The sequence below is a fragment of the Sinorhizobium sp. 6-70 genome (assembly GCF_030124375.1).
GTDB lineage: Bacteria > Pseudomonadota > Alphaproteobacteria > Rhizobiales > Rhizobiaceae > Sinorhizobium.
Window position 1 is genome coordinate 274,234 of sequence record NZ_JASKLS010000004.1, and the last position, 24,569, is coordinate 298,802.

Below are 24,569 nucleotides of genomic sequence, written 5' to 3' on the forward strand. Positions count from 1 at the left end.
ACGTGACCTAACGCGCCTTGACGAACCGGTCGTTGATGAAGCCGGATACCACCCCTAGCACGAGCCAGAAGGCGAGCGTGGTCGCGAGTGCCGCAACGGCGAACTCGGCGCCGAGGACGGCGGGCACGTTGCTGGAGATGTCGAGCGGCTGCGGCGCGCCGTAGAACTGCGGCGCGGCGATGAGCACGAGACCCGCGATCTTGGCGACCAACTCGCGGCGTAGCGCCAGCAGATAGAGGCCGGCTGCCGAGAACAGTACGGTCGCAGCCCACCAGACCTGCCGGTCGCCGAGTTCGGCCGCCGGAAAGCCAGGCAGTTCAGGTGGAAGGCCGATCGCCGGCAGCAAGTGGACGGCGAGCCATCCGCAGGCGCCCCAGAGCGCCCCGTTCGCGAGCGTGATCGGATAGCCGATCACGAGGCTGACGCCGGCAAGCAGCAGCGAAAATCCGGCGCCGGTCACGAGATTGGCGAGGAGCGTGCCGGAGAAGCGGCTTAGGCCGAACATGATGCCGCCTTCCTCGTGCTCACCCTCATGCTCATGCGCATAGGCCGGCGTGACCGGCGAGAGCGCGGAAAGCAGCTCGCCGACGGGTGAAGTGCCGCTCAGCGACGAATGCTGGTCGTGGCCAGCGGCTGCGGGATCCTGCGTTGCCGGCTGATCTGCCGCCGGTGTTTCCCCTTCATATTCCTCGGCGTGCAGGATCAGCGGCACGACGCGCATTTCCTGAGCGGCGGTCATGAAGACGCCGGCAATCAGCCCGGCCACGATCGCGGCCAGAAGTGTCTTGACGATCATTGTCGATATTCCTCAATCCGGCGCGCGGCTGCGCGGCGCGTCTTCAAAGACGCGCAAACGCGCCCTAAGACCGGCGCCATTTCCAGTTTCCATGGATGCAAAACGCCGGCGGAACACGCCGGGGCGCATGCCCAACGGCAAATACGCCCGCGTGCTATACGCCGGAGGAACGATCCGCTCTTGTTCGAGATGGAACGCCTGCTGCGACCTTTGCGCGTCTGATAAGACGCGCGGCGCCGTCGTGCGTTCCATGGCATCGATCAGTGGCAGGGGAAGCCGTAGGAATGGCGGGTGTCGTGCGCCGTGTCGTGCAGAACGGCCGAATTTGCGAGGCCTGCACCGAAGACGAGGAAGGCGCCGATCAACAGGGCGGAGATGCCCGCGACCAGACGATCGTTGAGGGAGAGCGAAATGCTCGAAGCTGTAGACGTAGCCATGACAACCTCCGTGATGGCGTGGGACGTTTCCCGGGTTGGGCACTATGCCCGCATCGCTTGGCAGGTTTCCTGGCTCACGGCGTCAGGTGGTTTTCACCAAGGATTTGCCTCGCCTTCCCAGGATCGAACCGCCCTCTCGCGGTCTTTCCCAGTGGCTTCTTCCGGATCGCTCCGGAACGGCAAATTCACGCCGCTCTACAGTCGCGGGGTCGGCCGTGATTAAGATGCCCAGTTTGGGTCCATCCGTCACGTTCCCATTTACTCCCGAAACGCGTTCGCTTTCCGGGAACCAATCGATCCCAGATGATTAGGATCGGTCGCGGGCGATGTCAATTGAACTTGCGTCGTCTCAAGTTGCATCCGCGACAAATTCACGAAGGATCATGTGCTTAAAGGCGGCGACGATGCGGTCGCCCTCAGGCCTGTCGACCGAGACTGCGAGCCGCATCGTGCATTCGCCGAGATGCATGATGAGCAAGGCGGCGTCCTCGATCCTCTGGCGTGGCGTTTCCGGCTGAACCCTTGCCCATGTTTCGGCAAGCAGGCGCCCATTCGCACGGCTTTCGGCGAGTTCGATCTTGCGCAGGGTCTTGTCCGCCTGCATCGCCGACCAGATATCGCGCATCACTGGCTCGGCGAGAAACATGTCGTAGTAGGTGTCGAAGAGCGCCGAAAAGGCGCTGCGCAACTCGGCGAGCGTCGTGACTTTGGCGAACTCGCTCGCGATGGAGTCCCTGCTGGCCGCATTGTAGCGTTCGGCAAGGGTGTGCACGATCGCCGCCTTGTCGGGAAAATACTGGTAGAGCGAGCCGATGGAGATGCCGGCCATCTCCGCGACTTCGCTCATGCGCATGGCGTCGCTGCCTTTTTCCTCGATCAGTTTACTGGCGCAGGCGAGGATGTGCTCGACACGCTCGCGGCTGCGCTTCTGACTCGGCGTGCGGCGAAGGCTTGGTTGCTCTTCGGCTGGCTCCACGCTCGGAATTGGCTCTTCGATCATGAGTATCGCTCACATTTTGACTTGACTCGCAAAATACGAGGATTTATCACATTTGCAAATATGAGGATTACTCATATTTTTCCGAGTTGTCGCCGATATACGGAGTGTTGTGCGATGGTCGCCCTGATTCCCGCTTTGGCTTTCGCCGCTGTCATCGGCTCCGGCCTGATGGCCGGTCTGTTCTTCATCTTCTCCGTCTGCATCATGCAGGCCTTGTCGCGGTTGCCGCCCGAGCAGGGAATCGCCGCGATGAATGCCATCAATGAGGTGATCCAGAATCCGATCTTCCTCAGTACCTTCATGGGAACGGCACTTGTGGGGCTGATCCTCGTCGCCTCGGCCTTCTTTTCTGGAGGGCAGGGTAGCTGGCTGTTGGCGGCCGGCGGCCTTGCCTATGTCGTCGGAGCACTGCTGGTGACGATCGTCTTCAACGTGCCGTTGAACGATGCGCTTGCGGCCGCGTCAGGAGAGGCGGCTCAAGAGATCTGGCAGAAGCGATACCTGACCGATTGGGTCTGGTGGAACCACGTCCGGACATTCGCCTCGATCGCAGCGCTGGCGCTCTTCGTGCTCGGCTTCGCGCGAAGCTAGTGCAGCGCTCTTTACGGCGTCAGCGTCCGGTGTAGTGCGGCTCGCGCCGTTCTTTCCAGGCTGCAAGGCCCTCGGCGAGATCATGGCTCGGCACCACGCGCGCGAATTGTTCGCACTCGTTCAGCAGCCCTTCGCCGATCGTCATGTTGAGACCGCGCGTGACCGCGGTGATGATCGCCGCGACCGCAAGCGGGGAGTGGCGCATGATCCGAAGTGCCAAGGCGCGGGCGGAAGCGATGAGATCGTCGTGTGGCACGATCGTGTTGACGAGCCCAAGCTCGAGCGCCCGGTTCGCGGAAAATTCGTCACCAGTGAGCAGCAGTTCGAGCGCGCGTTTGCGGCCGGCGAGCCGCGGAAGGCGCTGGGTACCGCCGAAGGTCGGCGGCATGGCCAGCTTGATCTCGGGCTTGGCAAAATAGGCCCGTTCGCTGGCGATCGCGAGATGCACGGCTTCGGTGATTTCGCAGCCGCCGCCATAGGCAAGGCCGTTGACAGCCGCAATCACCGGTTTCGGATAGGCTTCCAGCCGGGCGGTGAGCCTTTGCCCGCGCCGCACGAAATTGCGAACGGCGACATTTACGCCCTGCGCCACACTTCTGGAAAACTCGTGAATGTCGCCGCCGGCCGAAAAGGCGCGTTCTCCGGCGCCGGTGAGGATGATCGACTGAACCGTGTCGTCCACCTCGATCAGGTCGAGGAGGTGAAGGAGCCGGTCGATCAGTTCGTAGCTCAACGCGTTGAGCTTTTCCGGCCGGTTGAGGGTGAGCAGCGCGACGCCGTCGGCGGCATCGAAAAGCACTGTATCGGACATGGCTATCTCCCGTGGTGTTGACGGAAGCAGGCTAGGCGAGCGATAACCGGCTGTATATTCACTAGTCGGTATACATGGCACCATGACAGCTGCTTCCTCCACCCGCGACCGTATTGTTTCTGCTGCAGCCAAACTTTTCTACGCGGAGGGGATCCGCGCCGTCAGCGTCGACGCGGTAGCGGAAGCAGCTGGCGTCACGAAGCGCACGCTCTACTATCATTTCGACAGCAAGGATGAGTTGATCGCCGCCTATCTTGAGGGGCGCGACCAGCCAAACCTCAGGCTCTTCCAGAAATGGTTCACTGAGACTGACGGCGACGTGGCGACAAAGGTGGAGGGAATGTTCCGCAATCTCGCCCGTGCCGCGCGCCATCCAAAATGGAAGGGCTGCGGCTTCCTGCGCACCTCCGCCGAACTGGCGAATATGCCGGGGCATCCCGCGATGCGCATCGGGGCAGCGCATAAGAAGAAATTCGAGAACTGGCTACGGCAGAGCCTCGAAGACGAGGGAATCGACGGCGCAGAAGTGCTTGCGCGTCAGGTTCGGCTGCTCCTCGACGGCAGCTTCGCCGTCGTTTTGCTCCATCGCGATCCTAGCTATATGGAGACGGCGGGGATGGCGGCGGCATCGCTGATCAGAAGTGCGCTGCCCAACCGGTGACGAAAAATGCCGGCCAAATGGAGGAGAAAGCATGGCAGTCCGACGTATCGTGCCCAATCTGCAGACATCCGATCCGCCGCGTGCGCGCGCTTTCTATACCGATCTCCTCGGCCTCGAGGTGGTGATGGATCATGGGTGGATCCTCACCTTCGCAGCGAAAGGCGGCTCCGCCATGCCGCAGGTGAGCTTCGCCATCGAGGGTGGATCGGGAACGCCGGTGCCGGCGCTCTCGATCGAGGTCGATGACGTGGACGAGGTCTATCAACGCGCGAAGCACGCCGGTACGGAGATCGTCTACGATATCACTGACGAGCCTTGGGGCGTGCGCCGGTTCTATCTGCGCGACCCGTTCGGCAACATCGTCAACATCCTGTCGCATTCAGCGGAGCTCAAATCGCGCTCCGGAAAGACGTAAATTCACACGGTCGTCAACGCATTGGCGACGTCGGCGACGAGGTCGTCCGGATGCTCGATGCCGATCGACAGGCGGATGGTCGACTCGAGCACGCCGATCCGCTGGCGCACCTCGATAGGCACGCCGGAATGGGTCATCGCGGCAGGATGGCTCGCAAGCGATTCCGTGCCGCCGAGGCTGACGGCGAGCTTGAAGATCTGCAGCGCGTTGAGGAAGCGGAATGCGGCGTCCTGGCCACCGGCGATGTCGAAGGAGAAGGTCGAGCCGGCGCCGGTCGACTGGGCGGCGAAGACGCGCCCGACCGGTGAGGCCTCGTCATGGAAGGGGAGGTAATGAATCCGCTCGACCTTCGGATGGTCGCGCAGGAACTCGGCGACGACGCGGGCATTGTCATTCGCCCTGTGCATGCGGACCGCGAGCGTCTCCAGCGAGCGGCCGAGCATCCAGCAGGAGTGCGGATCGAGTTGCGTGCCGATCGCGCCGCGTAGCGCCTTGATCTGCTTGATGATCGCATTCGAGCCAAGCACAGCGCCAGCGATGAGGTCGGAGTGGCCGCCGATATATTTGGTCAGCGAGTAGAGAGAGACGTCGGCGCCGTGATCGAGCGGGTGCTGGAAGACCGGGCCGAGCAGCGTGTTGTCACAGACGACTATCGGCCGGTGCCCCTGTCTTTCGCCGATCGTCTCCGCAACGCGGCGGATCATGGCGATATCGACGAGGCTGTTGGTCGGATTGGCGGGTGTCTCGACGAGGATGACGGCGACGCGTCCCTTGTTCATCGCCTCGTCCGCCGCGGCCCTGACGGCCGCCTCGTCGACCCCATCGGCGAAGCCTACTGCCGAGACGTTGAGGTTGAGAAAAGTCTTGGCGAGCAGCGTTTCGGTGCCGCCATAAAGCGGCTGCGAGTGCAGGATGGAGTCACCCGGACGCACGAAGGCGAGCAGCGTCGTCGCGATTGCCGCCATGCCGGAGGAGAAGACGGCGCCGCTTTCGGCCCGTTCAAAGACAGTCAGCCGGTCCTCGACGATCTCGCTGTTCGGATGATTGAAGCGGGAATAGACGAGACCCGCGCCGACGCCCGCCGGCGGTTCGCGCCGCCCCGAAACGAAATCGAAGAAATCGCGGCCCTCCTCGGCCGAGCGGAAAACGAAAGTCGAAGTCAGGAAGACCGGCGGCTTGACCGCGCCCTCCGAGAGCTCCGGATCGTAACCATAGTTCAGCATGAGGGTTTCGGGGTGCAGCTTGTGGTTGCCGATATGGGTCTTGGAAGGATGCGGCGCGGTCATGGCTTTTCTCCTCGAACGAAGCGGATTCGGCTACAGCGCCGCGTGTCTCGTGAGACGCGCAAAGGACGCTGTAGCACTTTAAATTGGCTGCATGTTTTTGTCCTTAAATCGCCTACGATTTCAGGACACATGCAGTAACAGCCAAATTATATCAGACGCTTGGACCGATCCTTGCTATTTGCGATCACTTCGCTTTGATGAGCGCAAATATTTGCCGGAACCGAAGAGATATGACGCAGAAAATTGCTGATGAAATGGATCGCCGGATTCTGAAGGAACTGCTGGCCGACGCCAGGATCACCAACAACGAGCTCGCAGAGCGCGTCGGGCTGTCGGCCTCGCCCTGCCTCAGGCGCCTGCGGCGGCTGGAGGAAAGCGGCGTCATCCGCGGTTATACCGCGCTTGTCGATCCAGCGATCGAAGGCTGGACGATGACGGCGATCGCGACCGTCCGGCTCAGCCGCCAGCACGAGGATGAAATCGTGATGTTCGAGGAGGCGATCCGCGGCTGGGACGAGGTGCTCGAATGCCACCTTGTCACCGGCTCGCGCGACTATGTTCTGAAGGTGATGAGTGCGGGGCTCGAACAATATGAACGCTTCATCAAGGAAAAGATCGCCCGGTTGAAATGCGTCGCTTCGATCGAGACGAGCTTCGTGATGAACACGATCAAGGAACGGCGGATCTAGACTCGCCCCCGCGCCTTTTGGCGGCAACAATTGACTGCATGGGACAGCAGGGCGACATTGCTCTCTGCGCGTGTCGCTCGCGCCGGACATTCCGCTGGTAGTGCCTGTAGAGTGGAGGGTCGCATGGAACACCTTCAACGGACGGACATGTCGAGGCCGCGGCTCTCAAGCCATCCCGCAAGCCTCTGGGGTCCGTTTTCTACGACCGGGCTGCTCGTCGGCGTGCTGTTCTTCGCCGTTTCGCTCACACCGAGCCTCATTCCGCGGCCTTACTTGATCCAGGGAACGATATCCGGCTTCTCGCTCGCGGCCGGCTATGCAATCGGCGTGCTGATGCGCTGGCTCTGGTCCTTTTTCGAGCTTCCCGACGCCTCGCCGCGGCGTCAACACACGCTGAAGATCGTGGCGGGGCTCGTCTGCGCTGCGGCAGTCGCGGTGTTCCTGTGGCAGACCGCGGGATGGCAGAACACCGTCCGCGATATCATGGGTCTCGAACCGATCGAGACGGCGGAACCCTTGAAGCTCGGTCTCATCGCAGCGTCGGTCTTTGTCGTGCTCGTCTTTCTGGCGCGGCTGTTCCGGCTGACATTCCATTTTCTCTCGCGCATGCTGGAACGTCTCGTCACGCGCCCTATCGCAAGGGCGATCGGCGGGCTCGCAGCCATTGCACTCTTCTGGTCCGTCGCCGATGGTCTGATCTTCAGGTTCGCATTGCGTGCCGCCGACAGTTCCTTTCAGAGCCTCGATGCCTATATCGACGCCGAGGTGCCGCCTCCGTCGGATCCGGCCAAGACGGGCAGCGCCGCATCGCTGGTCAACTGGGATGAGCTTGGACGGCGGGGCCGTGAGTTTATCGCCTCGGGCCCGACGGGTGCCGAGATCGGCACCTTCTTCGGCGGCGAGGCGCGGGAGCCCATACGGGTCTATGCGGGGTTGAATTCTGCGGACTCAGCGAGGGAGCGGGCGAAGCTCGCCCTGGAAGAGCTGAAGCGCGCCGGCGGTTTCGAACGCAAGTCGCTGATCGTCGTCGTTCCAACCGGCACCGGCTGGGTCGATCCGGCGGCACTGGATCCTGTTGAATACCTGCTGCACGGCGATGTCGCGAGCGTTGCGGTCCAATATTCCTATCTCTCAAGCTGGCTGTCGCTGCTGGTCGAGCCGGGCTACGGGGCCGATGCTGCCAATGCGCTGTTCGACGAGGTCTACAGCTACTGGAGGACGCTGCCGAAGGACCGGCGGCCGAAGCTCTATCTTCACGGCCTGAGCCTTGGCGCGATGAACTCGCAAGGGTCAGTTGATCTGTTCGACGTCATAAGTGATCCCTTTCAGGGCGCGCTCTGGAGCGGGCCGCCTTTCACGAGCGAGCTGTGGCAATCGGTGACGGCGGATCGCGATCCTGCGTCCCCGGTCTGGCTGCCGCGCTACCGGGACAGTTCGATCATCCGTTTCACGCACCAGCAGAATGCGCTTGAGATTCCGGGCGCCCGCTGGGGGGCGATGCGGATCGTTTATCTGCAATATGCGAGCGATCCGGTGACGTTTTTCGATCCCCATGCCTTCTATCGCGAGCCGCAATGGATGAAAGCGCCGCGGGGGCCCGATGTCTCGCCGGCGCTAAGCTGGTTTCCCGTGGTGACCGGACTGCAGCTTCTCGCCGACATTGCTTTGGCGACGACGTCGCCGATCGGTTACGGTCATGTCTACGCGCCGGAGCACTATATCGATGCCTGGATGGCGGTGACCGATCCACCGGCGGTCACACCCGAAGATGTCACGCGGCTGAAGACGCGGTTCAAGGAGCAATGAGCGACGCTGGCTTCACCGGCATTCGCCCCTCATCCGCCTGCCGGTACCTTCTCCGCGCCCGCGGGGAGAAGGGATAAGCCGCGCCGCTTCCAGTCCCCTCTCCCCGCGAGCGGGGAGAGGGCCAGGGTGAGGGGCAATCTCCGCAGCAACTCGGGCGTAAGTCCTGTTTGACTACACGCTAAAGACCAAAAAGCAGCCCCTCCATCGCCCGGATGATCTTGCGGTGCTGATGGGCATGGCGGGTGCGGAGGCTGGTCGCCGCGTAGACGGCCTGCGGAATGACCGGGGCGTCAGCGACCGCGGTCGCAACACCGAGGTCGGCAAGCCTTATTGCAGTCGCTCCGGTGACATAGGCGGCCCCGCCTAGCGCGCGAAGCAGGCCGGTGATCGCCATGTTCTGCCCGGCGGAAAGCGGCGCGGCGGAGAGGTGCGGCAGGGCGAGGCGATGGGCGCGGTCGAAGGCCGGCGAGTAGCTCGAGCGAATATAGGTCTCGGGCTTCACCCGGGCTATATCGCAGAGTTGCGTGCTGACCAGTTTGTAATGCAGTTCGCCGATCCGTTCATAGTGGAGATCGGGCAGGTAATGGGGGGTGTAGAGGATAGCGAGGTCAAGCTCGCCAGCCGCGAGATCGCGGTTCATCTGGTTGGAATAATCCGACTCCATGTAGATTTCGGTCTGCGGCAGCTCGCGACGGATGGCGGCCAGCCAGTTGCCGGCAAGGGTCTCGGCGAGATCGTGCTGGATCCCGAGCCGCATCGAGCGCTCGAAAGCGCCGGCACTGGCGACCGCGCGCGTTGCTTCATGCCATTGATTTTGAAGCGCTTTCGCGTAATCGAGAAAACGCAGGCCTGAAGCCGTCGGCACCGTGCCGCCCTTGCTGCGGGTAAAAAGCTTGCGGTTGAATTGCGCCTCCAGCGCCTTCACGCGATGCGACACGGTCGACTGCGTAATGTTCAGCCGCTCGGCCGTGCGGTTGAAGCTCCGCGTTTCCATCAGGTCCAGAAATGTCTCAATCAGTTCAACTTGCATCTTTGCGACACGCCGCCTCCAAAGCGCGGTGAATCTAATCGAAATTCTCGATCAATAATACCTCGTTCCGCTGCTTGATGGCCTTATTTTCCTCGTCAAATATCCACTCAAAAGAGGGAACTACGCATGTCGAATTTGCCGTCTCACGCGCGCGTCGTGATCATCGGCGGGGGGGCGGTTGGCGCCTCCTCGCTCTATCATCTTGCCAAGGCCGGCTGGACCGACTGCGTGCTTCTGGAAAAGAACGAGCTGACCGCGGGCTCGACCTGGCATGCGGCCGGCAATGTGCCGACCTTCTCGTCGTCGTGGTCGATCATGAACATGCAGCGCTATTCGGCCTCGCTCTATCGCGAGCTTGGAGCGCTGGTCGATTATCCGATGAACTACCACGTCACCGGGTCGATCCGCCTCGGTCATTCGATGGAACGGCTGCAGGAGTTCAAGCGGGTCGTCGGCATGGGCCGCTACCAGGGCATGGATCTCGACATCCTGACGCCGGACGAGATGCGCGGCCGTTATCCTTTCCTCGAAACCCACGAGCTGACCGGCGCGCTTTACGATCCGTATGACGGCGATATCGACCCCGCGCAGCTCACCCAGGCGCTCGCCAAGGGCGCGCGCGACTTAGGCGCAAAGATCATCCGTTTCTGTCCGGTAACGGGGGCGCGCCGCGAGAACGATGAATGGGTGATCTCCACGCCGCAGGGTGAGATCCGTTGCGAATACGTCGTCAACGCCGCCGGCTATTATGCCCGCGAAGTCGGCAAGATGTTCGGCCGCGACGTGCCGATGATGGTGATGAGCCATCAATATATTCTCTTCGATGAAATCCCAGAACTCGCCGCCTGGTCGAAGGAAGCGGGGCACAAGCTGCCGCTGCTCCGCGATGTCGATTCCTCCTATTATCTCCGGCAGGAGAAATACGGCATGAATCTCGGGCCTTACGAGAAGAATTGCCGGGCGCACTGGACGAGGCCGGACGATCCGATGCCCGAGGATTTTTCCTTCCAGCTTTTCCCGGACGACCTCGACCGGCTCGAATGGTATCTGAACGATGCGGTCGAGCGCGTGCCGATGCTCGGCACGGCGGGCCTGTCGCGCGTGATCAACGGGCCGATCCCGTACGCGCCGGACGGCAACCCGCTGATCGGGCCGATGCCCGGCGTGCCGAATGCTTTCGAGGCCTGCGTTTTCACCTTCGGCATCTGCCAGGCGGGCGGGGCCGGCAAGGTGCTCGCCGAATGGGTGACGGAAGGCCAGACGGAATGGGACATGTGGTCCTGCGATCCGCGCCGCTACACCAACTTTACCGACCAGGACTATTGCATCGCCAAGGGCATGGAGATCTACGGCCACGAATACGCGATGCATTTCCCGAAGCATTACTGGCCGGCGGGGCGCGGCAAGAAGCTGTCGCCGATCCACGACCGCATCGCCGCGCTCGGTGCCCAGTTCAAGCCCTATAACGGCTGGGAGCGCGCCATGTGGTACACAAAACCCGGCGACGACACCTCCGAGGAAGCGACGCAGACCTGGGGCCGCGAGGGGCCGTGGGCGAGGCGCATCGAGGAGGAGTGCCTGGCGGTGCGCGACGCGGCCGGCATCCTCGACCTGCCGGGCTTTTCGCGTTTCCGCGTCAAGGGCGAGGGCGCGCGAGAGTGGCTGACGGGGCTGATCACCGGCCGCGTGCCGAAGCCGGGACGCATCGGCCTTGCCTATTTCGCGGACGACAAGGGGCGCATCGTTACCGAAATGTCTGTGATGGCGATCGAGGAGGACTTCTTCTTCCTGATCACGGCGGCGACGGCGCAATGGCACGACTTCGAATGGCTGCAGAAACACCGTCCGGCCGGCGCGGCCTTCACGCTTGACGATGTGACCGCGAATTTCTCCTGCCAGATCCTGACCGGCCCGAAATCGCGCGACATCCTCGCCGAAGTTTCCGATGCCGACCTTTCGAAAGGCTGGCTCACGCATCAGACGGCGCAAATCGCGGGGCGCTACTGCCAACTCGTTAGGGTCTCCTTTGCCGGAGAGCTCGGCTGGGAAATCCACACGAAGGTGGACGACACGGCGGCAATCTTCGACGAGGTATGGGCGACCGGCGAGAAACACGGCCTCAGACCCTTCGGCATGGAGGCGCTCGACAGCCTGCGTATCGAGAAGGGCTACCGCGCCTGGAAGGGTGATTTGTCCACCGACTACACGGTCCTGCAGGGCGGGCTGGAGCGCTTCGTCGATTGGTCGAAACCGGCATTCAAGGGCAAGGCGGCGCTGGAGCGCGAGAAGCAGCGGGGCGTCAGCAAACGCTTCGTCACCCTGACGGTCGAGGCCGGCGAATGCGACGCGCCCTACATGTCGACGCTCTGGTCGGGCGGCGAGGTGGTCGGTGAGACGACCTCCGGAAACTGGGGTTACCGCGTCGGCAAGTCGATCGCGCTTGGCATGCTGCGTGCCGATCTCGCCGTGCCGGGCCAGGAAATCGAGGTCGAGATTTTCGGCGAGCGCTTCAAGGCGGTGGTTCAGCCGGACCAGCCGCTCTGGGATCCCTCGAATGAAAGACTGAGAGCATGACGAAACCCATTCCTGCAAAAGCCCGTGCGGTTATAATCGGCGGCGGTGTCTCCGGTTGCTCGGTTGCCTATCACCTGTCGAAGCTTGGCTGGACGGACGTGGTGCTGCTCGAGCGCAAGCAGCTGACCTCGGGCACGACCTGGCATGCGGCCGGTCTGATCGGCCAGCTTCGCGCCTCGCAGAACATGACGCGGCTCGCAAAATATTCGGCGGACCTTTACGTCAAGCTCGAGGCCGAGACCGGCATCGCCACCGGCATGCGCCAGAACGGCTCGATCACTGTCGCGCTGACGGACGAGCGCAAGGAAGAGATCTACCGCCAGGCCTCTCTCGCCCGCGCCTTCAACGTCGACGTTCGCGAGATCACGCCGGACGAGGTGAAGGCGATGTATCCGCATCTCAACACTTCGGATGTCAGGGCGGCGGTGCATCTTCCGCTCGACGGTCAGTGCGATCCGGCCAATATCGCCATGGCGCTTGCCAAGGGCGCGCGCCAGAACGGCGCGACGATCATCGAGGGTGTGAAGGTCACGTCCGTTCTGAAGAAAGACGGCCGCGTGACGCGCGTCACCTGCGAGCAGAACGGCGAGCGCTTCACGATCGAGACCGAGAATGTCGTCAACTGCGCCGGCATGTGGGGCAGGGAGCTTGCCCGGCAAGTCGGCGTCACCGTGCCGCTCCACGCCTGCGAGCATTTCTACATAGTCACCGAGGCGATCGCGGGCCTGAGCCGGTTGCCGGTACTGCGCGTGCCGGACGAGTGTACCTACTACAAGGAAGACGCCGGCAAGATGCTCGTCGGCGCCTTCGAGCCCAAGGCCAAGCCCTGGGGCATGGACGGCATTCGCGAGGACTTCTGCTTCGACCAGTTGCCAGAGGACTTCGACCATTTCGCACCGATCCTCGAAATGGCGGTCAATCGCATGCCGATGCTGGAGACGGCAGGCATCCACACCTTCTTCAACGGGCCGGAAAGTTTTACGCCCGATGATCGCTACTATCTCGGCGAGGCGCCGGAAGTGAAAGGCTACTGGGTTGCCGCCGGCTACAATTCGATCGGCATTGTTTCCTCCGGCGGTGCCGGCATGGCGCTGGCGCAATGGATGAATGACGGCGAGCCGCCCTTCGACCTCTGGGAGGTCGATATCCGCCGCGCGCAGCCATTCCAGAAGAACCGCAGCTACCTCAAGGACCGCGTGTCTGAAACGCTCGGCCTGCTCTATGCCGATCACTTCCCCTATCGCCAGATGGCGACCGCGCGCGGCGTGCGACGTTCACCCCTCCATGAACACCTGAAGGCCCGTGGCGCCGTCTTCGGCGAGGTGGCGGGCTGGGAGCGTGCCAACTGGTTCGCAAGGGACGGACAGGAGCGCGAATACCGCTATTCCTGGAAGCGCCAGAACTGGTTCGAAAACCAGCGCCAGGAGCATCTTGCTACGCGCGGCGGCGTCGGCCTTTTCGACATGACGTCGTTCGGCAAGATCCGGGTCGAAGGGCGAGACGCGCTCGCGTTCCTGCAGCGGCTCTGCGCCAACGAGATGAATGTCGAGCCGGGCCGGATCGTCTACACGCAGATGCTGAATGCGCGCGGCGGCATCGAGAGCGACCTGACCGTCACTCGCCTTTCGGAAACCGCTTTCTTCCTGGTGGTGCCCGGCGCGACGCTGCAGCGTGATCTCGCCTGGCTGCGCAAGCATGTTCGCGATGAATTCGTGGTGATCACCGATGTCACCGCCGCCGAAAGCGTGCTCTGCGTCATGGGACCGAAGTCGCGCGCGCTGATGCAGAAGGTGAGCCCGAGCGACTTTTCCAATCAGGCGCATCCTTTCGGTACCGCGCGCGAAATCGAGATCGGCATGGGCCTCGCCCGTGCGCATCGCGTCACTTATGTCGGCGAGCTCGGCTGGGAGCTCTATGTCTCGACCGATCAGGCGGCCCATGTGTTCGAAGCGCTGGAAGCCGCAGGCGGCGATGTCGGCCTCAAGCTCTGCGGTCTTCACACGCTCGACAGCTGCCGCATCGAGAAGGCGTTCCGCCATTTCGGACACGACATCACCGATGAGGATCATGTGCTCGAAGCCGGTCTCGGCTTTGCCGTGAAGACCGACAAGGGCGACTTCATCGGCCGTGAGGCGGTCCTTGCGAAACAAGACAAGGGGCTGGCGCGCCGGCTGGTGCAGTTCCGGCTTGCTGATCCCGAGCCCTTGCTCTTCCACAACGAGGCGATTGTTCGCGACGGTGAGATCGTCGGCACGATTACGTCCGGCAACTACGGCCACCACCTCGGCGGCGCGATCGGCCTCGGCTATGTGCCTTGCGAGGGCGAGAGCGCCGCGGATGTGCTGGCGTCACGCTACGAGATCGAGATTGCCGGAACGCGGGTCAGGGCTGAGGCTTCGCTGAAGCCGATGTACGACCCGAAGGCGGAGCGGGTGCGGATGTAAGTGGGAAAAATGATTGCCCTTCATCCCGCTGCCGCGACCTTCTCCCCGCATGCGGGGAGAAGGGATATGCCGCGGCCGAGAGGCCGACCTCGCCCTTGGGAAAAGGGACACGCGGCGCTGCCTCGTCCCCTCTCCCCGCGTGTGGGGAGAGGGTTAGGGTGAGGGGCAACAGGAGGACGGCGACAGGTGCCATTGGGAGATCGAATGATGGCTGAGGAATGCGCAGTTGCGGTTTCGAGACGGTCCGGAGGACGGGCGGCGCGCATGGCGCTTCGCTCGGCGCCGCTTGCCGAGAACATCCGGCCGGTGCGGCCGGGGCTTGCCGGCGGGCAGTACAAGCCGCTGAGCGAGGCGAATGTCCGGCGCATCCACGAAGCAGCACTCGATGCGCTGGAAGAGATCGGCCTTGCCAATGCGCCGAAATCCGGCATCGAGATCATGACCGGTGCGGGCGCCATCCTCGGCGATGACGGGCGCATCCGCTTTCCCCGCGCGCTGGTCGAGGACATGCTGGCCGTTGCCGCCCGCGACATCACGCTCTATGCCCGCGACCCGAAGCAGGATCTCGAGCTTAGCGGCACGCGGGTCTACTACGGCACCGCCGGCGCGGCGGTTCATGTTGTCGATGTCGAGAAGCGGGAATACCGGGAGTCGACCGCGAAGGACCTCTTGAACGCCGCCCAACTCGTCCACCATCTCGACAATATCCATTTCTTCCAGCGGGCCATGGTGTGCCGGGACATTCCCGACAATTTCCTGATGGACATCAACACGCTCTATGCCTGTTGCGCCGGGACGACGAAACATGTCGGCACCAGCTTTTCCGATCCGTCGCATGTCGAGGGCTGTTTCGATCTCATCCACATGATCGCCGGCGGCGAGGGCAAGTGGCGGGAGCGGCCCTTCGTCTCCAATTCCAACTGCTTCGTCGTGCCGCCGATGAAATTCGCCGAGGAAAGCTGCGTCACCATGGAAAAATGCATCCGTGGCGGCATGCCGATCCTCCTGCTTTCCGCCGGGCAGGCGGGGGCAACCGCGCCGGCGCCGCTTGCAACGGCAATCGTGCAGGCGGTTGCCGAATGTTTGGCGGGTGTCGTCTATGTCAACGCCATGTCTCCCGGGCACCCGGCAGTCTTCGGAACCTGGCCTTTCGTGTCGGATTTGAGGACCGGCGCGATGTCCGGCGGTTCCGGCGAGCAGGCGCTGCTGACGGCCGGTTGCGCGCAGATGCACCAGTTCTACCGTCTGCCGGGCGGGGCAGCTGCCGGTATCGCAGACGCCAAGCTGCCGGACATGCAGGCCGGCTGGGAACAGGCGATTTCCAACGTCATGGCGGGGCTTTCCGGCCTCAACATGGTCTATGAAGCCGTCGGCATGCATGCTTCGCTTCTCGGCTTCTGCCTGGAATCGCTGGTGCTCGGCGACGATCTGCTGGGCCAGGTGCAGCGCTGCATCCGCGGCATCGACGTGACCGAGGATTCGGTTTCGCTCGAAACCATGCGCTCCGTCTGCCTTGACGGCCCCGGCCACTATCTCGGCCACCCGCAGACGCTCGGGCTGATGCAAACCGAATATATCTACCCGGCGGTCGCCGATCGCACGAGCCCGAAGGAATGGGTGGAGATCGGCCGTCCGGATCTCGTCGCACGCGCGATCGAGAGGAAGAACCGCATTCTCGCGGAGGCAGCGCCTTCGGTGATCGCACCGGAGATCGACCGGGCGATCCGCGAAAAGTTCAGGATCTATTGCTGACGGCAGTTCAGGGCGGTTCCGCTTTCGAGCTTGTTCTCTCGGTCAGGTTCGGCGGTCGAAGTGCGTCCTGAGCGTCACATGCGTCTGAACAGTGGCGACACCCGGGATCGCGGCGATGCGCCGCCGGATCGTGTCGAGGTCGCCGTTGGAATCGCATTCGACGAGCAGCATCAGATCCGTTGCGCCCGCAAGCGACCAGCAACTGACAACATGAGGCATGCCGGAAAGATGCGGCACCACATGGTCGCAGTTCTTGCCGGGCTGGAAGGCGACCGCGACAAGCGCGCGCACGACAGGCGATTTGTCCTCCTGACCGAGGCGGATCGTGTAACCGGCAACGACACCCTTCGTCTCGAGCCGCCGCAGCCGCTCATGCGTGGCGCTTCGGGAAAGGCCGGCATGGCGGGCGAGCGCCACAAGGCTCTGGCGTGAATCCTTACGCAAAGCGGCGATCAACAGCCGGTCTTTTTCATCGAGTTCGGTCAAATCGTCGTCCCCTGCCGGTGCTACCGGACGAACGTCCGGGCCGGGCAACATCATGCTCAGTGAAACCGGACGATAGGGCAGTTACCGTCCAGGGACAACGAAGGAGCCTCATCCATGAACAGCTTGAAATTGCCCGACAATGCCGTCCTGATACCGATCGATTTGCAGCAGGCCTTTGATGCGGCGCCATGGCCGCCGCGCTGGAATGACCGCGTGGACGAAAACGGTCTCGCGCTTCTCGCCGCCTGGCGTTCCGCCAAGCGGCCGATCATCCATGTGCGGCACGACAGTGTCGAGGAAGGCTCGACGCTGCGGCCGGAACGGCCGGGTAATGCATTCCGCCCGGGTTTCGGGCCGAAGGGCGAGGAACCGCTGGTCACAAAGAGCGTGAACGCCGCCTTTATCGGCACCGACCTTGACTTGCGGCTCCGGCGTCTCGGCGCCGATACCGTCGTGCTCTTCGGCATCTCCACGGACATGTGTGTTTCGACCTCGGTACGGGTCGGCGCCAACATGGGATATCGCGTGATCCTCGTGGAGGATGCTTGCGATTGTTTCGATCTGGCCGACGGCTCGGGTGGCGTGGTTTCTGCGCGGGATATCCATCGCGCGCATATCGCGACGCTGCGGGCGGAATTCGCTTCGGTCGTGACGACAGGCGAGCTGCTCGCGGCGCTCGGCGGCGCTGCGGCGGCGTGATTGCGAGGGCTGGCGGGGCGGGATGCCGCCTGTGGCTCCTAATTCTTTGAAACTGGGCAATTCCAGGCGGAAACCGCTGCACACCTGGAATTGCGCTAATGCGTCGCCGCGCCTCGCACTTGGCTCACCTCGTAGCTCCATTTCGGCGCGGTTGGCGGTTCTCCATCCCGGAACGGAAATGTAAGGAACGTCTCGAATGGCCGGCTCTGGCCGCCCGGCACGCGGACGAGGATGAGCGCCGTGTCATCGCCGATCCGCTCGCATGCGCCACCAGGGCAGTCTTCGAGCGTGACGGTCAGCCGGAAATATTCGAGCGCCAGGGAGGAGCCGTTATGAACGGTACCGCGGACGCGGTAGCTCCGCTCGGACTGGTTGCGCTCGAAAGTGACGCCTTCGAGCGCAAGGTCCGCGGTCGCGAGCCCGGCAGGACGGGTTGGCTCAGGCGCCGACGCTTGCTGGTTGCCACGGTCGCTCAACCAGATCACGAAGGCAATGACCAGGCCGAGCGCGACGGCAATTGACAGGATCAGCTCGGCGCGGCTCCGAAAGCGGCTGTATCGGGCCGCAAGATATACGATCGCGACGGCGACCAGCAGGACAATCAACCACAGCATGAAGCTCCTCCTCGCGGAACCTTATATGGGGTCGAACGCGACTGGCAATTACCAGTCGCGTCTATCCACGCCGAGGAAGATCAATTGGAATAAGATGCTTGAAATCAAGGCGCTAGCGCCCTGTTGCCGCGGGCTCTTTCCCATGCGCCGGCTGTGCTATTTTCCGGTCTTCAGGCTGATCCAGTAGCTGCCCTCGAAAGGAACCGCTGCGAAGCGCGTGTTGATTTCGGCAAGGCTTGCCGCTGGATCGACATCCGGAAAAAGGTCCGGGCGCAGCCAGGCGGCGAAGGCTTCCGCCGCGAGGATGTTCAGCGGCACGGCATTGAAGAAATTCCAGAGGCCATGGACGCGCCCGTTGCGGACCGCCGCGATGCTCGTCATTAGCGGGGTTCCGACGGCTTCCGCCAGGGTCCGCTCTGCGTCTTCCGCCTTCACGCCGGGGCCGATGGAGAAGCCGCTGTACTTTCCGCCCGGCGACGACGTGGCGATGTAGACCTCGGGATTTTCGGCCATGACCGCTTCCGCGTTGACCATGCCGCCGGGACGCGGCAGCTTTCCTTCGACGATATTGCGGCTGCCGGTGATGCTTATGAATTCGCCGAGGCCGCCGACGCCATAGGCCCAGCAACAGGCGGCTACACCAGGGAACGCCTCCATGAGCACGGTCGGTCCGGGTTGGGGGTGCTTCGCAACCCGCTCGCGGATGCGGTCGAGGCGCTCTTCGTAGAAGCGGGCGAAATCTTCGGCCTGCTTCTCCCGCTCAAAGATCTTGCCGAGCAGCCGCATGTTGCCGGCAGTATTCTTCAACGGGTCGCCATTGAAGTCGACCACGACCACCGGCACGCCCACGCTCTCGAGATATTCAATCGCGCGCTTACCCGGTTCCGTATCGGCCTGCCAGTTGGCAAGGATCGCGAGGTCGGCCTTCAGCGTCAGGAGCGCCTCGAACGACAGGCCCGCTCCGCTGCCGTCATCGATCAACGGCACTTCCGCGAGCCTCGGAAACTTGCGGACGAAACTTTCATAGATCTCCGAATTGTCGTTCTTCATGTCGCCCGACCAGCCGGCGAGGAGGCTGACGGGATCCGGATGGATGAGCGAGAGGGCGACAAGATTGAAGCCGCTTCCGAGCAGAACCGCCTTGGGCGCGGCCGGAATCTTCACTTGCCGACCGACCGCGTCGGTGATGGTCATGGGCCACTGGGGTTCCGCACGAGCGGCGAAGCAGAACACTGTCATCGACAGAAGCGTGATGACCCGGATGATGGTCATAAGACCGACGTTAGGACGAGACAATTACTGTTTCCTTTGGCTGGGAAGGGCGCAGAGACTGCCGCAGCTCGGGATACCGGGGAGCAGGTATCGAAGGCAGCAGATCTTACGCCGGCAGACGCTTGTCCCATCCTCTTCCTCATGGCGCAGGCAATCGAAGAAGGGGTTGGGCGCGCCGTTGGGCATCAGGCGACAGCCGACCATGGCATCGGCCTGATTACTCAAGGGTTCGATCCCGGCCGTGCGAAGCGCATAGTCGATATAGACGGCGGCATTGTTCCAGGCGAGCCGGGGCGAAATCCCTCCGATGGCCTTCAGATGACCGACGACCTTGGCGAGATGCTCTTCCATCAGCGGAGCGAGGACGGAAAATATCTCCTGCTCGCCATCTTCCCGCCAGGCGCCGGGCGTCGCGACGCCGAATGCGCGGGGAAGGCCATCGGCCGAGAGCGCCACCGTCATGTCGTCGAACGCAACGGGCAGCGCTTGGTGATCCAGCACCCGGGCGACGACATAAGGGATGGTAAGGCAGGAGAAATAATAGAGCGACCACATGGAGGCGACAGCACGCCGGTCGCTACCATTCGAAATTTCGGCATAGGTCGAGAGCGCCCGTTCGAAGGCGCCCGAGGCAAAAAAAGTGGCGAGCGGGATGCCGTCGGAGAGCTCTTCCGCCAGCATCATCTTCTCGTTGCACCAGGCATGCGGACCGGCAAAGGCCACCGACAGGAGCTTTGCCCCGCCGACGTCCGCCATGCTTTCATGCCCGCCCGTTGTCATGGTTTTTACCAGTTGTAGCGTAGCGAGCCGATCACGGTGCGGCCCTGGTCGCGGTAGCAATAATTCGACGTGCAGGTGATGTCGCGACGGTCGAAGAGGTTGGTCGCGTTCACTTGCAACTGCAGCCCCTCATACTTCTTGTCGATCGCCGCGAAGTCGTAACCGATCGAAGCGTCGAAAAACACGCGAGAGCCGTTTCTGATCGTATTCTGGTCGTTGCCGTAACTCGATCCGATAAAGCGGGCACCACCGCCCACACTCAAGCCGTAAAGGGGAGTGTCTTCCGGTATGAGATAGTGGGCCCAAACAGAAGCCGTGTGGAAGGGCGTGCTCGACACATACTTGCCGGTCGTTAGGGCAGAGCCTTCCTTGATGGTCACATCGTTGTAGCTGTAAGCCGCGGTGAGGGAGAGGCCGTTGTCCAGGCTGGTCGTTGCTTCCAGTTCGAAGCCGCGCGAGCGCATGTCGCGCTGGACTTGCGTGTTGATGGAATTGATCACCTCCCAGACGACGCCGTTCTCCTGATCAATGTTGAAGATGGCAGCCGTGAGTAGCGTGTTGCTGTTGGGCAAAAGATATTTGACGCCGATTTCCTGCTGTTCGCTTTCCGTGGGTCGAAGCGGCCCGCCGGTGTCATAGTCGATGCCGATGTTGGGCGAGAATGCGGTCGAATAGCTGATGTAGGGCGCAAGTCCGAAATCCGTCTCATAGGTGAGACCAATGCGGCCAGAGAATTTCTTGTCGGTTTGTGAAGTACTGCTCGTCGCATCAGTCGTCAGGTCAGTCGTATCTGTGTCCGTCGAAGTCCAGTCGTAGCGCCCGCCCAGCGTGAGCGTCCAAGCATCGTAACGGATCTGATCCTGCAGATAAGTTCCTAGCTGCCACTGATCCTGTTCGGTGCGCGAACTGAAATCGGGCCGAGTGATCGGGCCGCCGTAGTGCGGGTCCAAGATGTTAATCGGCGGCGCCAACCCGCCACCGGCTAGCGCTTTGTAACGAAGCTTCTGCGCGTCGACACCTGTGAGAAGCGTGTGGTCGAGAGCGCCCGTCTCAAACTTGTATTCGAGCTGATTGTCCATGACAGCTGCAGTCAGGCGCTCATCGAGAATGCCAGAAGCGCGTTTAAAGCCGTAACTGCCTGGACCGGCTACATCGGGTACTAGCTTGCCGAAGCCGTAAACATAGTCTGCCTCGATTTGGAGTGATGAAATGCGAAAGTTCTGACGGAATGTCAGGCCATTGTCGAAGTCATGTTCGAACTCCCAACCGAACCTTCCCTGATCCTGGACGGAGTCGTTAAATGAGGGATCACCCGAGAAGAAATCGGTGTGATGAGGGACATCTTTGTCATCAACCCAGGTGAAGTCGGCTGCTGTCCCGCCCGTCTTTGAACGAGAATATTCGCTGAGGATCGTCAGCTTGGTGCCCTCGTCCGGAATCCATGACAGGGCAGGCGCTATGTAGATCCGGTCGTCCTTAACGCCCACCTGCTCAGTGTCGGAGTCACGCAGGAGCCCGGTGAGACGGTAATAGACAGGGTCCGTCTCGTTTATCGGCCCGGAGAAATCGAACTGCCCCTGGTATCGCTCGTGGGTGCCGTATTGGACCTGCACCTCACGCAGCGGTTCTTCCGTCGGGCGCTTGGTAATGAGATTGTAGAGGCCACCGGCGCTGCTCGATCCATAAAGTGCCGACGAGGGGCCGCGCAGGATCGAAACGCCTTCCAGGCCATAGGGCTCATTCTTGAACAGTGCGAATCCGGCTCCCGGCTGGCGAAGATTGTCGCGGAAGACGCCGGTATAGGTCACGTCGAAGCCGCGTACGAAAAATGCATCGAAGCGGGGGTCGAAGCCGTAGGCGCCGACGCGTGTCCCAGGCGTATAGGCCAGCGCCTCAAGCAACGTCTGCGGGTTGCGGTCCTTCAGTTGCTGTTCTGTCACCGTCGAGATCGACTGCGGCGTCTCGAGGAACGGCGTATCGACCTTGGCGCCAGTCGCGCTACTGATACCCACGTAACCTTCGGCCGTAATGACGCCGCCGCTGCCGCCGTTGACGACCAGAGTTTCGAGTGCGGTCGAATCTCCGCTGGACGTGGTCTCCTCCTGCGGTGCTTCCTGCGCATGGGCGGCTGAGACGAGCGCAAGGGCGGTGGTGCCGGCGAGGGCAGCGCGAATGAGCGGCAGGAGGAGGGTTCTCGTGGCGGGCATGCGATGCAACTTTCTGATCGATAAGCGAAATTCTATAAGATGAGCTATTCACTCATGATTTCTGTTCACGCAAGAGGCTTTTTATGACTATAAGAGTCATGTTTTTGAGTTTGTGGGAAATCTGCAACAGCCGCTTCTGCGCGGCGTGGCGCGCGTCCGTGTTCGGGACGGGCCGAAGGCGCATAAAAAAAGCCCTCCGGTCGATCTGGACGAACCGGAGGGCGTGCTATGCCGGTGTGATTGGCGCGGGCGCCAAGTGGCGACTACATCAGGCCGAGTTGCTTGTAGAAGCCGAGCGCGTCGTAATAGTCGCTCTGGGTGGAAATCTTGCCGTCCTTGACGGTAAAGATCGAAGCCCCCGTGAACTTGAACGTCTTGCCGGTGGCAGCAGTGCCATCGCCCCAGGCGCCTGAATTCGTGCCCGAAAACTCCCACTCGAACGATACCTTGTCGCCGGCGGCGATCGGGTCGCCCTTCATGGTCCAGACGGCATCGGGAACGGCGTTCAGAAAATTGTCGATGACACCGGTCTTGGCGGCATCCTTGCCGTTGACGGGCTTGCCGACGGAAGCGTCGTAATAGGCGACGTCGTCAGCGAAGTAGGACGCGGCCTTGCTCGAATCGTGGGCGTTCCACGCCGCGAGATAGGCCGCAACGACAGTCGGAGCATCATCAGCCGCGAAGGCCGGCGTTGAAGAGAGAAGGGCGCTCAGGCCCAGCGCGCCAGCGGCGGCGAGTAATTGACGGCGATACATGATGGCATCCTCCCATTAGCCATGATTGATCATGATGTGGCGAACGGCGGTGTAGTCTTCGAGCGCATAGACCGACATGTCCTTGCCGTAGCCGGATTGCTTGACGCCGCCATGCGGCATCTCGTTGGTCAGCATGAAATGCGTGTTGATCCAGGTGCAGCCGTATTGCAGGCGGGAGGCCGCCCGCATCGCCTTGGTGATGTCCTTCGTCCAGACGGAGGAGGCAAGGCCGTAGTCGCTGTCGTTCGCCCAGGCGACGGCATCATCGCTGCCGGTGAAGCGGGTGACGGAAACGACCGGCCCGAACACCTCCCTGCGGACGATCTCGTCTTCCTGCGTGGCGCCGGCGACGACGGTCGGCTTGAAGAAGAAGCCGTCCTTGCTGCCCGCGGCGCCACCGGTGGTGATCTCGATATGCTTCTGGTCCGCCGCCCGTTCGACGAAGCTCGCGACCCGGTCGCGCTGGCGCTTGGAGATCAGCGGGCCGATCTCGTTCACGGTGTCATCATCGAGGTTGTAGCGGATCGTCGAGACCGCGGATGTCAGATCGGCAACGAGCCTCTCGTAGATGCCGGCCTCGGCATAGATGCGGCAAGCGGCGGTGCAATCCTGGCCGGCGTTGTAGTAGCCGAAGGTCCGGATGCCGTTCACCACAGCTTCCAGATCTGCGTCGTCATAGACGATGACCGGCGCCTTGCCTCCGAGTTCGAGATGAGTGCGCTTGACCGTCTTGGCGGCGGCAGCCAGCACCTTCTTGCCGGTCGCAATATCGCCGGTGATCGAGACCATCGCGATCTTCGGATGGTTTATGAGTGTGTTGCCGACGGTTTCGCCGCGGCCGGTTACGACGTTGACAACACCTTCGGGCAGGATCTCCGCGAGCAGCCGTGCGAGCTTCAGCGCCGTCAGCGGCGTCTGTTCGGAAGGCTTGAAGACCACCGTGTTGCCGCCGGCGATGGCCGGCGCCAGCTTCCAGGCCATCATCATCAGCGGGTAGTTCCAGGGTGCGATCGAGCCGACGATGCCGATCGGGTCGCGGCGGATCATCGAGGTATGCCCCGGCAGATATTCGCCCGCCGTCGGCGCATGCAGGTTGCGCACCGCACCGGCGAAGAAGCGCCAGCAGTCGATGATTGCCGGCAGTTCGTCGTTCTTCACCGCATTGATCGGCTTGCCGCAATTGAGCGCTTCCAGCGCGGCAAAGCCGTCGGCGTTTTTCTCGATCGCATCGGCGATCTTCAGGAGATAGTTCGAGCGCTCGGCAGGCGTGGTCTGCGACCAGGCGACAAAGGCGCGCTGGGCCGCGTCGACGGCGACGTCGAGCTGCGCATGGGAAGCCTCCGCGACATCGATGATCTTGGCGCCCGTCCTCGGGTTCAGGATGTGCTCCTCGGCCTCGGTCCCGGCTTCGAAGCGCGATCCGATCAAGAGTTGGGTGTCCATATCTGTTCTCCCTTTATGTTC

General features: G+C 62.4%; 22 protein-coding genes and 1 riboswitch. Of the genes, 9 read left to right on the forward strand and 13 right to left on the reverse strand.

What is annotated here, in order from left to right; genetic code table 11:
• Positions 1-7: 7 nt before the first annotated feature.
• The 3 genes from QN222_RS11060 to QN222_RS11070 form a co-directional block, all read right to left on the reverse strand.
• Positions 8-796, reverse strand: a complete 789-nt coding sequence (locus QN222_RS11060; RefSeq protein ID WP_283963723.1) for a CbtA family protein — start codon at positions 794-796, stop codon at positions 8-10.
• 260 nt (positions 797-1,056) lie between these two features.
• Positions 1,057-1,233, reverse strand: a complete 177-nt coding sequence (locus tag QN222_RS11065) for a CbtB-domain containing protein (protein ID WP_136506572.1) — start codon at positions 1,231-1,233, stop codon at positions 1,057-1,059.
• A gap of 41 nt (positions 1,234-1,274) precedes the next feature.
• Positions 1,275-1,542, reverse strand: a riboswitch (cobalamin riboswitch).
• A gap of 40 nt (positions 1,543-1,582) precedes the next feature.
• A complete protein-coding gene (locus tag QN222_RS11070; protein WP_283963722.1) occupies positions 1,583-2,233 on the reverse strand; it encodes a TetR/AcrR family transcriptional regulator in 651 nt (216 codons plus the stop codon).
• A gap of 114 nt (positions 2,234-2,347) precedes the next feature.
• Here QN222_RS11070 and QN222_RS11075 point away from each other — a divergent pair, with 114 nt between their 5' ends.
• Entirely contained in the window at positions 2,348-2,824 is a 477-nt protein-coding gene (locus tag QN222_RS11075; protein ID WP_283963721.1) for an anthrone oxygenase family protein, read from the forward strand.
• A gap of 19 nt (positions 2,825-2,843) precedes the next feature.
• Here QN222_RS11075 and QN222_RS11080 read toward each other — a convergent pair whose 3' ends face one another.
• A complete protein-coding gene (locus tag QN222_RS11080; protein ID WP_283963720.1) occupies positions 2,844-3,635 on the reverse strand; it encodes a crotonase/enoyl-CoA hydratase family protein in 792 nt (263 codons plus the stop codon).
• Between the two features lie 82 nt (positions 3,636-3,717).
• On the opposite strand from QN222_RS11080, the gene QN222_RS11085 reads away from it, so the two are divergent.
• Complete coding sequence (locus QN222_RS11085; protein ID WP_283963719.1) at positions 3,718-4,296, forward strand: helix-turn-helix domain-containing protein; 579 nt, start codon at positions 3,718-3,720, stop codon at positions 4,294-4,296.
• Positions 4,297-4,327: 31 nt separating this feature from the next.
• Complete coding sequence (locus tag QN222_RS11090) at positions 4,328-4,711, forward strand: VOC family protein (protein WP_283963718.1); 384 nt, start codon at positions 4,328-4,330, stop codon at positions 4,709-4,711.
• A gap of 2 nt (positions 4,712-4,713) precedes the next feature.
• Here QN222_RS11090 and QN222_RS11095 read toward each other — a convergent pair whose 3' ends face one another.
• Entirely contained in the window at positions 4,714-5,997 is a 1,284-nt protein-coding gene (locus tag QN222_RS11095; protein WP_283963717.1) for a cystathionine gamma-synthase family protein, read from the reverse strand.
• Between the two features lie 230 nt (positions 5,998-6,227).
• Here QN222_RS11095 and QN222_RS11100 point away from each other — a divergent pair, with 230 nt between their 5' ends.
• The gene (locus tag QN222_RS11100) at positions 6,228-6,686 is read left to right on the forward strand and encodes an Lrp/AsnC family transcriptional regulator (protein ID WP_153440780.1); all 459 of its coding nucleotides are present in this window, start codon (positions 6,228-6,230) and stop codon (positions 6,684-6,686) included.
• A 123-nt stretch (positions 6,687-6,809) separates the two neighbouring features.
• Positions 6,810-8,492 carry an alpha/beta-hydrolase family protein gene (locus tag QN222_RS11105; RefSeq protein ID WP_283963716.1) on the forward strand — a complete coding sequence of 561 codons (1,683 nt, stop codon included), beginning with the start codon at positions 6,810-6,812 and terminating at the stop codon, positions 8,490-8,492.
• A gap of 178 nt (positions 8,493-8,670) precedes the next feature.
• On the opposite strand, the gene QN222_RS11110 is transcribed toward QN222_RS11105, so the two are convergent.
• Positions 8,671-9,522, reverse strand: a complete 852-nt coding sequence (locus tag QN222_RS11110) for a LysR family transcriptional regulator (protein WP_283963715.1) — start codon at positions 9,520-9,522, stop codon at positions 8,671-8,673.
• 126 nt (positions 9,523-9,648) lie between these two features.
• Here QN222_RS11110 and QN222_RS11115 point away from each other — a divergent pair, with 126 nt between their 5' ends.
• The 3 genes from QN222_RS11115 to QN222_RS11125 all read left to right on the forward strand — a co-directional run bounded on the left by QN222_RS11115 (position 9,649) and on the right by QN222_RS11125 (position 16,292).
• The gene (locus QN222_RS11115; protein ID WP_283963714.1) at positions 9,649-12,096 is read left to right on the forward strand and encodes an FAD-dependent oxidoreductase; all 2,448 of its coding nucleotides are present in this window, start codon (positions 9,649-9,651) and stop codon (positions 12,094-12,096) included.
• Complete coding sequence (locus QN222_RS11120; protein ID WP_283963713.1) at positions 12,093-14,540, forward strand: FAD-dependent oxidoreductase; 2,448 nt, start codon at positions 12,093-12,095, stop codon at positions 14,538-14,540. The genes QN222_RS11115 and QN222_RS11120 overlap by 4 nt, the downstream gene beginning before the upstream one ends.
• A 207-nt stretch (positions 14,541-14,747) precedes the next feature.
• Positions 14,748-16,292 carry a trimethylamine methyltransferase family protein gene (locus tag QN222_RS11125; RefSeq protein WP_283963712.1) on the forward strand — a complete coding sequence of 515 codons (1,545 nt, stop codon included), beginning with the start codon at positions 14,748-14,750 and terminating at the stop codon, positions 16,290-16,292.
• Between the two features lie 42 nt (positions 16,293-16,334).
• On the opposite strand, the gene QN222_RS11130 is transcribed toward QN222_RS11125, so the two are convergent.
• Positions 16,335-16,778 (reverse strand): Lrp/AsnC family transcriptional regulator, encoded by a 444-nt coding sequence (locus QN222_RS11130; RefSeq protein ID WP_283963711.1) that lies wholly within the window; start codon positions 16,776-16,778, stop codon positions 16,335-16,337.
• Positions 16,779-16,892: 114 nt separating this feature from the next.
• On the opposite strand from QN222_RS11130, the gene QN222_RS11135 reads away from it, so the two are divergent.
• On the forward strand, positions 16,893-17,477 hold the full coding sequence (locus QN222_RS11135) for a cysteine hydrolase family protein (protein ID WP_283963710.1): 585 nt from the start codon (positions 16,893-16,895) through the stop codon (positions 17,475-17,477).
• A 95-nt stretch (positions 17,478-17,572) separates the two neighbouring features.
• Here QN222_RS11135 and QN222_RS11140 read toward each other — a convergent pair whose 3' ends face one another.
• The 6 genes from QN222_RS11140 to QN222_RS11165 all read right to left on the reverse strand — a co-directional run bounded on the left by QN222_RS11140 (position 17,573) and on the right by QN222_RS11165 (position 24,548).
• Positions 17,573-18,091, reverse strand: a complete 519-nt coding sequence (locus tag QN222_RS11140) for a hypothetical protein (RefSeq protein ID WP_283963709.1) — start codon at positions 18,089-18,091, stop codon at positions 17,573-17,575.
• Positions 18,092-18,247: 156 nt separating this feature from the next.
• Positions 18,248-19,363, reverse strand: coding sequence for an ABC transporter substrate-binding protein (locus QN222_RS11145; protein ID WP_283963727.1), 1,116 nt, complete (start codon positions 19,361-19,363; stop codon positions 18,248-18,250).
• Positions 19,364-19,387: 24 nt separating this feature from the next.
• Positions 19,388-20,143 carry a siderophore-iron reductase FhuF gene (gene fhuF, locus QN222_RS11150; RefSeq protein WP_283963708.1) on the reverse strand — a complete coding sequence of 252 codons (756 nt, stop codon included), beginning with the start codon at positions 20,141-20,143 and terminating at the stop codon, positions 19,388-19,390.
• A 5-nt stretch (positions 20,144-20,148) separates the two neighbouring features.
• Positions 20,149-22,350, reverse strand: coding sequence for a TonB-dependent siderophore receptor (locus QN222_RS11155; protein ID WP_283963707.1), 2,202 nt, complete (start codon positions 22,348-22,350; stop codon positions 20,149-20,151).
• Positions 22,351-22,613: 263 nt separating this feature from the next.
• Positions 22,614-23,105, reverse strand: coding sequence for an ester cyclase (locus QN222_RS11160; RefSeq protein WP_283963706.1), 492 nt, complete (start codon positions 23,103-23,105; stop codon positions 22,614-22,616).
• 15 nt (positions 23,106-23,120) lie between these two features.
• On the reverse strand, positions 23,121-24,548 hold the full coding sequence (locus QN222_RS11165) for a gamma-aminobutyraldehyde dehydrogenase (RefSeq protein WP_283963705.1): 1,428 nt from the start codon (positions 24,546-24,548) through the stop codon (positions 23,121-23,123).
• Positions 24,549-24,569: the final 21 nt, after the last annotated feature.